The organism is Microbacterium sp. 22179 (genome assembly GCF_052045715.1).
Classification (GTDB): domain Bacteria; phylum Actinomycetota; class Actinomycetes; order Actinomycetales; family Microbacteriaceae; genus Microbacterium; species Microbacterium galbinum.
Genome location: NZ_JBQEPJ010000001.1, coordinates 899,141 through 911,649 on the forward strand (window position 1 = coordinate 899,141; position 12,509 = coordinate 911,649).

The following is a 12,509-nucleotide window of genomic DNA, read 5'->3' on the forward strand; positions in this document are numbered from 1 at the left end:
CGTCACCGTCCGCCGAGAAGCGAACGGATCGGGTAGGTCTGATCCTCGAGGATCACCTGCACCGCGCGTCCGCTCCCGGGGTGGACGACGATCGGCGCGCGCAGATTCACGTGCACACCCTCGTCCCCGGGGTTGGCCACGACCAGCATCTGGAGCGCATCGTCCGCGGATGCTCCGATCTCGGCGCGGACGGATGCCGGAACCTTCGGCGCGTACGCACGATCGACGAACGGCGCATCCACCACGAACAGGCGCAGCTCGGCATCCGTCGCCCGGAGCGCGTACAGACCGTCGGCCCCGTCGATGCTCTCGAGGGTGAACGTCGTGTACGGGGCCAGGCCGAGCATCGGCGAGGTGAACTCGATCACGCGGGCTGCCGACTCGATGTTCTCTCGGGCGGTCGTCGCGGTCATCGCAGGAACTCCAGGAGGTTGGTCTGCAGCGACTTGGCGGTCACCTGCAGGGCGGATTGGAAGACGAGCTCGGCGGACTGCAACCGCACGAGGACCTCGAGGCTGTCGACGTTCTCGACCTCGGCACGACGCGCCTCGAGGTCGGTGGAGGTGGCGAGGTTCTGCGAAGCCGCGCGCTCGATCTGCACCTGCCGGGCACCGGTCGTGCCGCGCGCGGCGATGACGTCCTTCAGGCGCGCGTCGATGTCGTCGAGGCGCGGGCCGACGTTCGCGCCGCTGCGCAGTTCGGCCGCGATATCCCTCAGAAGTGCGAAAGCGCTGTTCGCTCCCTCGCCGAAGGCCTGCGAGCCGTCGAAGTCGACGCGAACCGTCTCGTTGTCGCTGATACGTCGCTGCACGCCGTCTCCCGGGCTGCCGTGGAACGCGAAGGTGTCGGGGTCGAACGCGGCACCGGCATCGCCGGTCCCGGCGAAGACGCTGCGGCCCAGCACCGTCGTGTTCGCCTGAGCGAGCAGCTCCGCACTGATCGTCTCGAGCTCCTGCGCGATGGATTCCCTCGCCGTCGGGCTCAGCGCCCCGGAGTTCGCTCCCTGCGCCGTCAGATCGCGGGCCCGGTTGAGCAGGTCGGTGCTCGCTCCGAGCGCCGTGTCGACCGTGGTGACCCAGGCCATACCGTCGCTCAGATTCCGTGCGAACTGTGCGACCCGCGCCTGTTCGCCGTGCACGCCGAGCGTCGTCGCGGCGGCGGCGGGATCTTCGCTCGGCGAGCGGAAGGCGCGCTGCGAGGCGGCCTGGTTCTGCAGGCGCTCGCGGTCCGCGAGGTTGGTCTGCAGCGTGCGCAGCGACTGCTGCGTCATGGTGCTGCTCGTGATGCGTCCGATCATGGTCGACTCCCGGGTCAGCGGCCGACCAGGCCGGTGCGGTTGATGAGCAGGTCCAGCGCCTCGTCCATCGCCGTCAGCACGCGGGCGGCGGCCTGGTAGGCGGTCTGGTAGGTCAGCAGGTTGATGGTCTCCTCGTCGCCGTCGACCGAGGCGTTCGACTGCTGCGCGGTGACCGCGGCCACGGCGCCCATGTCGGCGATGTCAGCCCGCTGCAGATCACCGGCGACCGCGACCGCGAACCCGGTGACGAACGTCGCCCAGGTCTTGCTCGGCCCCGTGGCGGAGGCACCGAGAGCACTGATGCGGTCGGCGATCGTGGTGTCCTTCGCTCCGGCTCCCGGCGCCGCCAGAGCGAGCTGATCGAGCCCGGTGGGCACGACGCTCAGTCCGAGCGCCGCGGGCCCCGTCGTGTCGAGAGCGAAGAAGTCGCCCCCGGCCGCACCGCCGGCCGTCACCCCGGTGCGGTGCACGTCGTTGACCGCCGCGGCGAGGGCGGCTGCGGTGTCGTTGTACGCGGCGGCGACGCCGGCGAGCGTGCCACCGTCCGCCGCCGGGGCGAGTGCGCTGATGGTGCCGCCGATCACCCCGCCGCCGACGGCGACGGGAACGTCCGGCCGATCGGCCCACGACACGACGATACGACCGGCATCCGAGATCTCGCGCGGACCGCTCACCTGGAGCGCTCGGCTGCTGTCGCCCGAGACCAGCGCATTCCCGTCGACACGGAGGGTGAGAGTGCCGTCCGACTCGACGACGCCCGTCGCCCCGATCGCCGAGGACAACTGCTGGGCGAGCACGTTCCGCTGATCGATCAGTTCGTTGGCATTGCGTCCGGCGTGCAGCGCGTCGCGGATCTGACCGTTCAGCGTCGCGACCTGACCCGCCACCGCGTTCACGTCGGCGATATCGCGATCGACCTGTCCGCGCAGATCACCCCACTGGCCCGCGACGGCCTGATAGCCCGCCGCGATCTGGCCGACGAGCACCTGAGCGTTGGTGAGCACAACCTGCGCCGCCGCCGGTTCCGGGGTGTTCGCGAGATCCGACCATCCGGCCCAGAAGCGGTCGAGGTTCGCGGCGAGGCCGTCCGCGGTCGGCTCCGCCATCGTGCTCTCGGCGCGGGCGGCCGCGGTCGCCCGCGCGCTCCAGAATCCGGAGGTCGAGAGGGCATCGCGCACCCGCGCGTCGAGCACGGCATCCCCGAGGCGTGCGACACCGGTGACGGAGACGCCTCCGCCGATGCCGAGGCCGCTCTTCCACAGTCCGGTCTGACCCACGCCGGTGAGCGGAGCCTGATCGATCCTCTGCCGGGTGTACCCGGTGGTCGTCTGATTGGCGATGTTCTGACCCGTCACGGTCATGCCCGCACGGGCGGCGGAGAGGGCGGATTCCGCCAGGCGAAGACCTGAGAACGAAGACATGGTCACCTCACATCCGGGTGTCGAGAAGTCGGGCGTCGCCGCCGCGGACGACGTCGCCGCTGGGCGTGTACTCGCCGGTCGGCTCGCCGAGCCCGGCGATGGTCTCCTGGGTCACGCGGATCGCCGTGCGCAGACGCTGCTCGTTGACCTGCTTCATCTGCTCGATCTCGTCGGCCAGCGCGGTCATCGCGGAGAGGTGACCCTCGAGCACCTCCCGCCATCCGTCGGAGGGCGCCGCGGCGATCAGCTGCCGCAGAGTCGTCGCCTCGGGTGCACCCCACTCGTCGGCCACGGCCACGACGAGTGCATCACGCGAGAGCGCGACGGTCGGCATGGCGGCGAGCACGCGCTCGATCTCGGTCGACGCGTGCCGGATCCACCGGTTGCGGCCGGTCGCGAGCAGCATCTGCTGCTCGTCCAGTTTGAACAGCAGCGTCTCGAGCAGCTCGCGCTCGCGCAGCAGGTGCATGCTCAGGTCGTGAGCGGCCACAGGGCGTCACCTCGTCGGGTCGGGTCGTCGATGACGGGAATCCCCGTCACATCTACGACTATCGCGACATCGCGGAGGCGAGTAACTCGACACGGATGGGGAGAACTCCCCATTGACACCCGTCAGGAAGCTCCACTCAGGCGTCGCAGGGCACCGAGGAGCGCGCTCTCCGCCGACTCGTCACCCGCGGTCTGCACCGCCTGCTGGTTGGCATCGCCGACCGCGAGCACGATCTCCGCACGGTTGATGCGGGTGTCGCGAGGGGCGTCGATCCCGACCCGGACGCCGCTCGGGGTGACCGCCAGGATCGTCACCGTGATGTCGTCGCCGATCACGATGCTCTCGTTCGCGCGCCTCGTCAGAACCAGCATGTCCGTCCGCCTTCCCTGGCTGCGGCGCACTCGCGCCATCCTCTTCACCAAGGTAGTGCATGCCCTCGTAAACGAGCGGAATCTGCAGATCAGCCCGCCGCGCTGGGGAGAGCGGACGGAGCGATGCGCACGACCCCGACGACGTCGGTCGCGTGACCCGCCGCCCCGGCCTCGTCGTACGAGAGCACGGGGAGCGACTCGACCTGCGGTGCGAGCATTCGTCGTACCGCCTGACGCAGCGACGGCGCGCAGACGAGCACCGGTTCGGGCCCCGCCTGCGTGAGCTCCGACACCGTGCGGCGCACGCTTTCGAGCACCTGCAGCGTCGCCTCCGGCGTGAGAACGATCTGGGGATTGCCGTCGACGACGCGCATCCCCTCGAGCATCTGCTGCTCCAGCATGGGATCGAACATGACGACCCGGATGCGCCCGTCCTCGGCGAAACGTGCGGCGATCGCGGGTCCGAGCGCCGCACGCGCGGCATCGATGAGTCCGGGGATCTCGGTCGAGGTCTTGCCCCGGAGCACCAGCGCCTCGTAGATGCGCGCGAGGTCGTTGATCGGCACGCGTTCCGCCAGCAGTCCGGCGAGCACCCGCTGGATCGCCGCCAGCGAGAGTACGGCGGGAGTGAGCTCCTCGACCGTCGTGGGGCTCGTCTGCTTCAGGTGCTCGGTCAGCTGGCGCACGTCTTCGAGTGAGAGCAGGCGGTGCGCCTGGCTCTGCACGATGTCGGACAGGTGGGTGATGATGACGCTCGCGCGATCGATCACCGTGGCCCCCGCCATGTCGGCCGCGTGCGACATCTCGGCCGGCACCCACTTGCCCTCGAGCCCGAACACCGGGTCGACCACGGCCTCGCCGGGGAGCTGCTCGAGCCCCGTGCCGATCGCCAGCACGTGACCGCGGGGCACGGCTCCGCGACCGACCTCGACGCCGGCGATGAGGATCGCGTAGGTCTGCGCCGGCAGGTCGATGTTGTCGCGGGTGCGCACGGGAGGCATGAGGATGCCGATGTCGAGGGCGAGCTTGCGACGGAGGGACTTGACCCGGGTGAGCAGATCCCCCGAGCCACCGGCGGCGAGGTCGACGATGTCGGTGGAGAGTGAGATCTCGAGCGCGTGGACCCGCATCCGGTCCATGAGGTCGTCCGGTCCCTCCGCGCCGGCCTCGGCGGCTTCCTGCTCCAGCGCATCGGCCGCGCGCGCGGCATCGCGATCCTCACTCGCCTTCACGCGCGACGCGGCGAAGAGCAGCACGGCGCCGATGCTCGCGAACACGAGCAGCGGCATCCCGGGGACGAAACCCATCGCGACCGCCGCCAGCCCCGTGATGACGAGCGCAGTGCGCGACTGCAGCAGCTGCCGGGCCGCGGCCTGCCCCATCTCAGCCTCGACGTTCTCGCGGGTGACGATCATGCCCGTCGACACCGCCATCAGCAGCGCCGGGATCTGCGTCACGAGCCCGTCGCCGATGGTCAGGATGCTGTAGGTCTCGAGCGCCTCGCCCATCTCCATGCCGCGCTGCGCCATGCCGATGATCATGCCGCCGACGAAGTTGATGACGACGATGACGATGCCCGCGATCGCGTCGCCCTTGACGAACTTCGACGCGCCGTCCATCGCCCCGTAGAAGTCGGCCTCCGCGGCGACCTCGGCACGGCGGCGGCGTGCCTCTTCGTCGGTGATGAGGCCCGCATTGAGATCGGCGTCGATCGCCATCTGCTTGCCCGGCATCGCGTCGAGGGTGAAGCGCGCCCCGACCTCCGCGACGCGCTCCGCGCCCTTGGTGACCACGACGAACTGGATGACGACGAGGATCAGGAAGATCACCGCACCGATCACGAGCGACCCGCTGATCGTGATCTGCCCGAACGCCTGGATCACCTGGCCCGCGTGCGCCTCGCTCAGCACCAGGCGCGTGGACGCCACGTTGAGTCCGAGGCGGAACAGCGTCGCGACGAGCAGCAGGCTCGGGAACACCGAGAAGTCCAGCGGCTTCTTCACGAACATGGCCGTGAGCAGGATCAGGAGCGCGAACGAGATGTTCACGACGATGAGCACGTCGAGCAGCGGCGTCGGGATCGGCACGATGAGCAGGAGGATGATCCCGACCACCCCGACGGGGACGGCTCCCTTCGACAGCAGCTGACCGATCATGCGTCCTACCTTCTCGTTTTCCGTGTCTGGGGGTTCGGGTCAGAGCCCGCGGTCGCGGGTGCTCGCGAACGGCATCGTGTGGGTACCGCGCGCCGAGCCCCGCCGCTTGAGGTGCTCGATGAACGCCAGCACCTGGGCCACCGCGGTGTAGAGCTCCTCGGGGATCTCGCGGCCGATCTCGCAGGCCGCATGCAGGGCGCGGGCGAGCGGGATGTCACGCACCAGCGGCACCCCCGACTCCTCGGCCCGCTCGCGGATCTTCTGCGCCACGATGCCGGCGCCCTTCGCGACGACGCGAGGAGCGGACTTCCCGGGCTCGTACCGCAGCGCGACGGCGACGTGGGTGGGGTTGACGAGCACGACGTCGCTGTCGCCGACCGCCGCGATCATGCGGTTGCGACTGAGGGCGATCTGGCGCGATCGCCGCTGCGAACGCACGAGCGGATCGCCCTCGCTCTTCTTGTGCTCGTCCTTCGCCTCCTTCTTCGTCATGTGCGTGTGCTTGCGGTTGCGGCGCAGCACGACGGCGACGTCGACGGCGGCGAGCAGGATGCCGACGACGACGGCGACCTGCAGGAGGGCCATCACGCCCCCGGCCGCCTGCTCGAGGAGCCAGGTGATGTTGTGGCTGCCGCTGGCCATGAGCACGGGGACCAGGCCGGACACCACGATCCAGAGCGCGAGACCGATGGCCGTCGTCTTGAGCAGCGCCTTCGCGCCCTCCCAGAGCGCCTGCCGTCCGACGACGCGCTTCAGCCCGGTGACGAGGTTGAATTGCTCGGTGCGCATCGTCACACCGCGCAGGTGGATGCCGCCCTGTGCGACGGCGGTCGCGGTCGTCGCGAGGAGCACGACGACCAGCAGCGGCAGCAGGATGCCGCCCATCGACGTCAACGCCGCCCCCAGCACCTCGACCGCGGCGTCGGCGGTCGGATGACCCGCCACCGGCGCCACCCGCAGGAAGAGCTCGGTGAGCACCTGGGTCGCCGAGGCGATCGCCGGGAGCGACATGATCGCCGCCGCTGCGATGCAGACCCAGGCCGTGAAGTCCTGGCTGCGACCGATCTGGCCCTTCTTCCGCGCCTCCTTCAGGCGACGATCGGTCGCTTTCTCGGTGCGTTCTCCGGTATCGGTCTCGCTCATCGGGTCACCTCCAGGAGCAGCCGGGCGGCGTCGTCGGCGATCGCCGCGACCACGCCGGGGAGCGCCGCGTACACGAAGCCCACGAGCAGGAGGGTGAGCCCGATCTTGATCGGGAAGCCCATCGCGAAGGCGTTGAGGGCCGGGGCGACGCGGGTCACGAGGCCGAGTCCGACGTCGGCGAGGAAGAGCACGATCAGCAGGGGGCCGGCGATCTGCACGGCGCTGAGCATCATCTGCCCCGCCGCTCCCACGAGCGCTTCGGCGGGATGGGCGAGATCGATCATCCCCGTGACCGGCACCGCGTCGAACGAGCGGAAGAGTCCGCCGAGAACGAGCTGGTAGCCGTCGGAGGCGAACAGCAGCACGATCGCGGTCATCTGGAACAGGCGGGTGAACTGGGCGCCGTTCACCGCCATGCCGGGGTCGAAGGCCTGCGCGAGCTGGAAGCCGCCGAAGGTGTCGACGAGGTAGCCGGAGCTCTGGATCGCACTGAAGAGCACCATCACGAGGAAGCCGAGAAGCGCGCCCGTGAGGGCCTGCCCGACCAGTGCGAGCAGGAATCCTCCGGTGTCCAGCCGCTCGTAACCCGCGGTGACGACCGGCGACACCGCCAGCGCGAGACCTGCGCCGAGCATGGCGCGAATGCGCATCGGCACCGTGCCGTGGCTGAACGGGGGCGCGATCACGAGGAACGCCGTGATCCGCACGCAGGCCAGAGCCGTCGCCTCGAGCCAGGTGAAATCGATCGGGATGTGCATCAGCCGCCGTTCAGCAGCGACGGTATGCGTGCGAACAGTTCGTTCGAGAACGCGATCATCTCGGAGATCATCCAGTGCCCGCTCACCAGCAGCGCGATTCCGACCGCCACGAGCTTGGGCACGAAGGAGATCGTCATCTCCTGCACCTGGGTGATGGACTGCAGCAGCGAGATCGCGAAGCCGACCACGAGTGCCGTGATCAGGAGCGGGGCGCACAGCTTCGCCGCGAGGATGAGTGCCGCCTGGCCGATGTCGATGACCGCTTCGGGATTCATCCCCCACCTCCGGCGTAGGACTGCACGAGGGCGGTGATGACCATCCCCCACCCGTCGATGAGCAGGAACAGCAGGATCTTGAACGGCAGCGAGATCATGACGGGCGGGAGCATCATCATGCCCATCGACATCAGGGCGCTCGCGACGACGAGGTCGATGACGAGGAACGGCACGAAGATGATGAAGCCGATGAGGAAGGCTGCCCGCAGCTCGCTGAGCATGAACGCGGGCACGAGCGTCTGCAGGGGGATGCTGGACGGGTCGCTGGGGTTGTCCATCTGCGCGGCGCGGTGCATCAGCGCGATGTCCTCTTCGCGCGTGTAGGCGAGCATCCACTGCCGCAGCGGTTCCTGGGCGAGTTCGAACGCCCGGCCGAAGTCGATCTGCCCCTCGGTGAACGGGGCGACGGCGACCGTGTTGATGTCGGTGAGCACCGGCCACATGATGAACAGCGTCAGGAACAGGCTGAGGCCGGCGAGCACCTGGTTCGGCGGGATCGACGGCAGCGACAGGGCGTTGCGGGTGAGGGCGAGCACCACGAAGATCTTCGTGAAGCTCGACATCATCAGCAGCAGCGCGGGTGCCACGCTCAGCACCGTGATGCCGAGCAGCGTCACGATGCTGTCGGACGGCGTGCCGTTGATGCCGTTGATCGTCACGCCCTCGCCGTCTCCCGACTGCGCGGGGACGACGGATGCCGCGGCGTGGGCGCCCGTGGCGCCCCAGAGCACGAACACCGCCACGAGCACGAGGACGACGGCGGCGAGGCCCCCGATCCGGCCGCGGGCTCGCCGCGCGGGCGCCATCGGCGCGGCGGCGAGGGCTGATGCGGGCACGGCGGCACTCCGAAGATGGGTGTCGTGGCCGATCCGTAGCCAGGGGGACGAGCGATCCGTGCTCACACGCGACTATCGCGACAGGGGTTCTCCCGCGTAACCCCGCGAAGCGGCGAGCACGCCGATCAGGCGACGGAGGTGAGCGGCGGGCGTTCCGTGTCGTCGCCGCGCTCGTCGTCGATCGTCTCGTCGTCGATCGTCTCGTCGATCTCGGCCGGAGCCTCCTGCGTGTCGACCACGCTCACACCGCCCTCGGTGACGCCGAGCACGTAGCGGATTCCCCCGAACTCGGCCACCACCAGCTGGGCCTTGGCACCGATCCCGGTGCGGGCGACGACGGTGATCTTCTCGGGACGCGGCCGCGCGGACTTCGACGCCGAGGATCGCGGCGGACGGAGCACGGACAGCCGCCCGAGCTTCTTCGGCAGGAGTCCGTCCAGCGGGCTCCCGCCCTTCGCACCGGCCTTCTGCAGACGTCGACTGAGGAACAGCAGCAACCCGAGCACCGCGGCCAGGGCCACGATCATCCGCAGCGCGACGAGGACGTCGTCCATGTTCAGACGCTCTCGGCGCCGTCGAGGATGCGTTCGACGCGGATCGCGAAGTCGCCGTCGGCCACGACCACGGTGCCATGACCGATCAGACGCCCGTTGAGCTTGATGTCGGCGGGAGAACCCGCGGCACGGTCGAGCTCGACCACGTTGCCCGGCTCGAGCGCGAGGACGTCGCGCACCGGCATCCGCGTGCGGCCGATCTCGACCACGAGCTCCATCTCGACGCCGGCGATGCGATTGATGCGCTGCGGTCCCGCGGAGCCCGAGCCCGTTCGATCGCCGTCGATGCGCACCGAGGCGCGCGCGGCGATCGCACCGGTCGAATCGACCAGGTCGAACACCTGCGTGCCCGGAGCCGCGAACACCTCGGTCGCCGCGACGGTCTCTCCGGAGCCGAGAGCCCCGGGCCCGAGCACGATCGACGCCGCCTCGAAGATCGGATGCAGCCGGTCGGCGAGATCGGCCTTCTTCGATCCGTCCTCCAGCTGCGCGGGATCGATGACCTGGATGGCGAGCCGGGCCCCCGGTGTGCCGGTGAAGGTCACGGCGATCGCCTCTCCCACCGCGCCGGGGTCGGTCGACGGCGTCGGGATGACGGGGAAGCCGAACGGCAGCTTGCCGGCGATCGCCGCGGCGATGGCGGTCTCGTGGAAGGTGCTCATCAGTGGTTCTCCTCGTGGGTGGTCGTGATCGTGCAGGCGAGGCGCGATCCGCGGCTGCCGGGCGTCGCGCGCGCGATGGGCGTGTCGCCCGCCATCAGTTCGTAGGGCATCGTCTCGGGGTGGGGCAGGCGCAGCAGATCGCCCGGGGCGAGGTCGAGCACCTCCCCCGCTCCGATCGTGATCGGAGCGAGACGCAGCGTGATCTCGAGCGGAGTGCTGTGCACCTGGTCGCGCGTATGACCCGCGCCGCGCGTCGCCGCGGCATCCGCCCCCGCCTCGGCGAGATGGTCGACGACCGCGGAGGCCGGCAGCATGATCGAGGCGACCGTGCGTGAGTCGCCCAGGCGCATCGTGTATCGGGCGACGATCACGGCGGCCGACGCCGAGATGACCTGGAGGTACTGCGGGTTGTAATGCACACCGCCGAAGACGGGCTCGCCGGGGAGCAGCGGACCGAGGCTCGCCGACAGGTGCTCGAACGTGCCCTCCATGAGGTTGCGCACCAGGGCGAGCTCGATCGGCGTGAACGTGCGGGCATCCGGGAGGGAGGTGCTGCGCCCTCCCATCATCTGCACGACCCAGAGCAGTGCGCTGTCGAGCCCGAACTGCACGACGCACGGCTCGTCGCGATCGGCGAAGGCCCCGGCGACCATGGCCGTGGTGCTCGGCAGCGTCTGCGCGTACTCCTCGTACGACACGAGTTCGACGTCGTCGAGGGTGAGGTGCGTGCGCACGCGGATCTTCGCGGTCAGCTGCGACGACCACAGGCGGGCGAAGGACTCGAACGACGCCTCCAGCCGGCGGATGCTGTCGCGCCCGAGCTGCGCGGGGCGACCGAAGTCGTACGCCGGATAGCGCCCGGCGGGGTCGTCCGGCACGGCGTGCGCGGTCATGGCGGTCTCCTCGGAGATGATGGACACGTCTCAGCCCTTCCCGGCCGCGTCGGCGAGTGCGGGGAGCAACGCCCGCACCTGGTCTTCCTCGGTGGACTCGACGACGATGTCGACCCGTCGGTTGCTCGCGAGCGCCTCCGGGCTGTCGCCCTCGACGAGCGGACGCGTGTCGGAGAACGCGGTCGCCTTCACCCGCGCACCGCCGACGAGTTCGTGCTCGACCAGGAAGCGCGCCACCTGCGTGGCGCGACCTCCCGACAGCTCCCAGTTCGTCGGGAAGGGCGCGGCCGAGAGACGCCGATCGGCATGCCCCTCGACGCTCACCTGATTGTCGACGGTCGTCAGCACGTCGCCGATCGCGTCGAGCACGGCGTCGGCCTTGGCCGAGAGATCCGTGCTGTTGTCGCCGAAGAACGTCTCCGCGCCGACCAGACCGACCTTGAGCCCCCGGTCGTCGATCACAAACTCGACCGTGTCCTGCAGCCCCTGGGCGGCGAGCGATGCCCGCATGCGCTCCCGCAGTTCCTCGAGCGACTCGTACTCCGCCGCAGCGCGCTGGGTGAGGTCGGGCTCGCCCTCCTCGTCGAGCATCTCCGGCGGGATCACCAGCCCCTCGGAGATGTCGGCACCGCCGGTGGTCGTCTCCTCCTGCCCGAAGCCGGTCGCGAGGCTGTTCGCCAGCAGCTCGAACTTGGTCTTGTCGACGTTCGAGACGGCGAACAGCACGATGAACAGGCACATCAGCACCGTGACCATGTCGGCGTACGACACGGCCCAGCGCTCGTCCGGCTCGTCGTGCGATTCGTCCTCGTGGCCGCGCCCGCCCGCGCGGCGGGCCGTGCTCACAGGCCCTCCTCCGAGCCCTGCGCCTCCGCGCCCTTCGTCGCCTTCGGAGCCCGTCGCTTCGGCTTGACGGTCGACAGCGCCTCGAGGCGCTCCTGCAGCAGATGCGGCGCGCTGCCCGCCTGGATGGCGAGCATCCCCTCGCTGACGATCATCATGCGCTCGAGCTCGACGGCCCCGATGCGGTTCAGGCGCCCGGCGATCGGGTTCCAGATGAAGTTGGCCGAGAGGAGCCCCCACAGCGTCGCGACGAACGCCGCCGCGATCATCGGACCCAGGTGATCGGGCTCGTCGAGCTTCTCGAGCACGTGGGTCAGCGACACCACCGTGCCGACGATGCCGATCGTGGGCGCGTAGCCGCCGAGCGACGAGAAGAACTTCGCGGCGATCCGCGTCCGCGACGAGGCAGCCGTGATCTCGTCGTCCATCATGAGGCGCAGGTCGTCGGCATCCGTCCCGTCGGCGAGTGCCTGGAGCGCCTGCCGGGTGAACTGGTCGGGAGCCGAATCGAGCTCCTGCTCGAGGGCCAGCAGGCCGTCGCCGCGGGCCTTCTCGGCGTAGCCGACGAGGAACGGGATCACGGCTTCGGGCGTCGAGCGGGGCCCGCGCACCATCCGGCCCAGGCTCTGCACGGCCAGGCGCGTGTCGCGCAGCGTGTGGCTGGCGATGCCCACGCCGATCGTCGAGCCCAGCACGAGGATCATCGGTGCCGGGATGAGCAGCGCCTCGAAGCTCGCGCCCTCCATGGTGATCATCGCGACGAGAGCGCCGAACGCGACGACGACGCCGATGAGGAATGCGGGATCCACC

Annotated in this window: 15 protein-coding genes; all 15 read right to left on the reverse strand. The window is 69.9% G+C overall.

Annotated elements, in window-relative coordinates:
• Positions 1 to 2 precede the first annotated feature (2 nt).
• The 15 genes from ACTJKK_RS04400 to ACTJKK_RS04470 all read right to left on the reverse strand — a co-directional run bounded on the left by ACTJKK_RS04400 (position 3) and on the right by ACTJKK_RS04470 (position 12,508).
• Positions 3 to 413 (reverse strand): flagellar assembly protein FliW, encoded by a 411-nt coding sequence (locus tag ACTJKK_RS04400; protein ID WP_440747121.1) that lies wholly within the window; start codon positions 411 to 413, stop codon positions 3 to 5.
• Positions 410 to 1,297, reverse strand: a complete 888-nt coding sequence (gene flgL, locus ACTJKK_RS04405; protein WP_247632106.1) for a flagellar hook-associated protein FlgL — start codon at positions 1,295 to 1,297, stop codon at positions 410 to 412. The genes ACTJKK_RS04400 and flgL overlap by 4 nt, the downstream gene beginning before the upstream one ends.
• 14 nt (positions 1,298 to 1,311) lie before the next feature.
• Positions 1,312 to 2,718, reverse strand: a complete 1,407-nt coding sequence (gene flgK / locus ACTJKK_RS04410) for a flagellar hook-associated protein FlgK (protein WP_440747122.1) — start codon at positions 2,716 to 2,718, stop codon at positions 1,312 to 1,314.
• Positions 2,719 to 2,725: 7 nt separating this feature from the next.
• Positions 2,726 to 3,208 carry a flagellar export chaperone FlgN gene (flgN, locus tag ACTJKK_RS04415; protein ID WP_247632104.1) on the reverse strand — a complete coding sequence of 161 codons (483 nt, stop codon included), beginning with the start codon at positions 3,206 to 3,208 and terminating at the stop codon, positions 2,726 to 2,728.
• A gap of 122 nt (positions 3,209 to 3,330) precedes the next feature.
• Positions 3,331 to 3,579 (reverse strand): carbon storage regulator CsrA, encoded by a 249-nt coding sequence (csrA, locus tag ACTJKK_RS04420; RefSeq protein WP_247622321.1) that lies wholly within the window; start codon positions 3,577 to 3,579, stop codon positions 3,331 to 3,333.
• An 89-nt stretch (positions 3,580 to 3,668) separates the two neighbouring features.
• Positions 3,669 to 5,735, reverse strand: coding sequence for a flagellar biosynthesis protein FlhA (locus tag ACTJKK_RS04425; protein ID WP_440747123.1), 2,067 nt, complete (start codon positions 5,733 to 5,735; stop codon positions 3,669 to 3,671).
• A 39-nt stretch (positions 5,736 to 5,774) separates the two neighbouring features.
• Positions 5,775 to 6,878, reverse strand: a complete 1,104-nt coding sequence (locus ACTJKK_RS04430) for an EscU/YscU/HrcU family type III secretion system export apparatus switch protein (RefSeq protein ID WP_440747124.1) — start codon at positions 6,876 to 6,878, stop codon at positions 5,775 to 5,777.
• The gene (locus tag ACTJKK_RS04435) at positions 6,875 to 7,636 is read right to left on the reverse strand and encodes a flagellar biosynthetic protein FliR (protein WP_247622318.1); all 762 of its coding nucleotides are present in this window, start codon (positions 7,634 to 7,636) and stop codon (positions 6,875 to 6,877) included. Before ACTJKK_RS04435 ends, ACTJKK_RS04430 begins: the two co-directional genes overlap by 4 nt.
• On the reverse strand, positions 7,636 to 7,911 hold the full coding sequence (gene fliQ / locus ACTJKK_RS04440; RefSeq protein ID WP_247622317.1) for a flagellar biosynthesis protein FliQ: 276 nt from the start codon (positions 7,909 to 7,911) through the stop codon (positions 7,636 to 7,638). Before fliQ ends, ACTJKK_RS04435 begins: the two co-directional genes overlap by 1 nt.
• Positions 7,908 to 8,717 (reverse strand): flagellar type III secretion system pore protein FliP, encoded by an 810-nt coding sequence (gene fliP, locus ACTJKK_RS04445; RefSeq protein WP_440747203.1) that lies wholly within the window; start codon positions 8,715 to 8,717, stop codon positions 7,908 to 7,910. The genes fliQ and fliP overlap by 4 nt, the downstream gene beginning before the upstream one ends.
• Positions 8,718 to 8,872: 155 nt before the next feature.
• The gene (locus tag ACTJKK_RS04450; RefSeq protein WP_247622316.1) at positions 8,873 to 9,301 is read right to left on the reverse strand and encodes a flagellar biosynthetic protein FliO; all 429 of its coding nucleotides are present in this window, start codon (positions 9,299 to 9,301) and stop codon (positions 8,873 to 8,875) included.
• 2 nt (positions 9,302 to 9,303) lie between these two features.
• A complete protein-coding gene (locus ACTJKK_RS04455) occupies positions 9,304 to 9,963 on the reverse strand; it encodes a FliM/FliN family flagellar motor switch protein (protein ID WP_336640248.1) in 660 nt (219 codons plus the stop codon).
• Positions 9,963 to 10,883: a flagellar motor switch protein FliM gene (locus ACTJKK_RS04460; protein ID WP_440747125.1), complete on the reverse strand. Its 921-nt coding sequence runs from the start codon at positions 10,881 to 10,883 to the stop codon at positions 9,963 to 9,965. Before ACTJKK_RS04460 ends, ACTJKK_RS04455 begins: the two co-directional genes overlap by 1 nt.
• Before the next feature lie 3 nt (positions 10,884 to 10,886).
• Complete coding sequence (locus tag ACTJKK_RS04465) at positions 10,887 to 11,702, reverse strand: OmpA/MotB family protein (protein WP_247622313.1); 816 nt, start codon at positions 11,700 to 11,702, stop codon at positions 10,887 to 10,889.
• Complete coding sequence (locus ACTJKK_RS04470; protein WP_440747126.1) at positions 11,699 to 12,508, reverse strand: motility protein A; 810 nt, start codon at positions 12,506 to 12,508, stop codon at positions 11,699 to 11,701. Before ACTJKK_RS04470 ends, ACTJKK_RS04465 begins: the two co-directional genes overlap by 4 nt.
• Position 12,509 lies beyond the last annotated feature (1 nt).

Bases quoted from the DNA above. Each gene is read 5' to 3' on its own strand.
- fliP (WP_440747203.1), bottom strand. From the start codon at position 8,717: ATGGCGCCCGCGCGGCGAGCCCGCGGCCGGATCGGGGGCCTCGCCGCC.
- ACTJKK_RS04435 (WP_247622318.1), bottom strand. From the start codon at position 7,636: ATGCACATCCCGATCGATTTCACCTGGCTCGAGGCGACGGCTCTGGCC.
- ACTJKK_RS04455 (WP_336640248.1), bottom strand. From the start codon at position 9,963: ATGAGCACCTTCCACGAGACCGCCATCGCCGCGGCGATCGCCGGCAAG.
- flgL (WP_247632106.1), bottom strand. From the start codon at position 1,297: ATGATCGGACGCATCACGAGCAGCACCATGACGCAGCAGTCGCTGCGC.
- flgK (WP_440747122.1), bottom strand. From the start codon at position 2,718: ATGTCTTCGTTCTCAGGTCTTCGCCTGGCGGAATCCGCCCTCTCCGCC.
- ACTJKK_RS04430 (WP_440747124.1), bottom strand. From the start codon at position 6,878: ATGAGCGAGACCGATACCGGAGAACGCACCGAGAAAGCGACCGATCGT.
- csrA (WP_247622321.1), bottom strand. From the start codon at position 3,579: ATGCTGGTTCTGACGAGGCGCGCGAACGAGAGCATCGTGATCGGCGAC.
- fliQ (WP_247622317.1), bottom strand. From the start codon at position 7,911: ATGAATCCCGAAGCGGTCATCGACATCGGCCAGGCGGCACTCATCCTC.
- ACTJKK_RS04400 (WP_440747121.1), bottom strand. From the start codon at position 413: ATGACCGCGACGACCGCCCGAGAGAACATCGAGTCGGCAGCCCGCGTG.
- ACTJKK_RS04450 (WP_247622316.1), bottom strand. From the start codon at position 9,301: ATGGACGACGTCCTCGTCGCGCTGCGGATGATCGTGGCCCTGGCCGCG.
- ACTJKK_RS04425 (WP_440747123.1), bottom strand. From the start codon at position 5,735: ATGATCGGTCAGCTGCTGTCGAAGGGAGCCGTCCCCGTCGGGGTGGTC.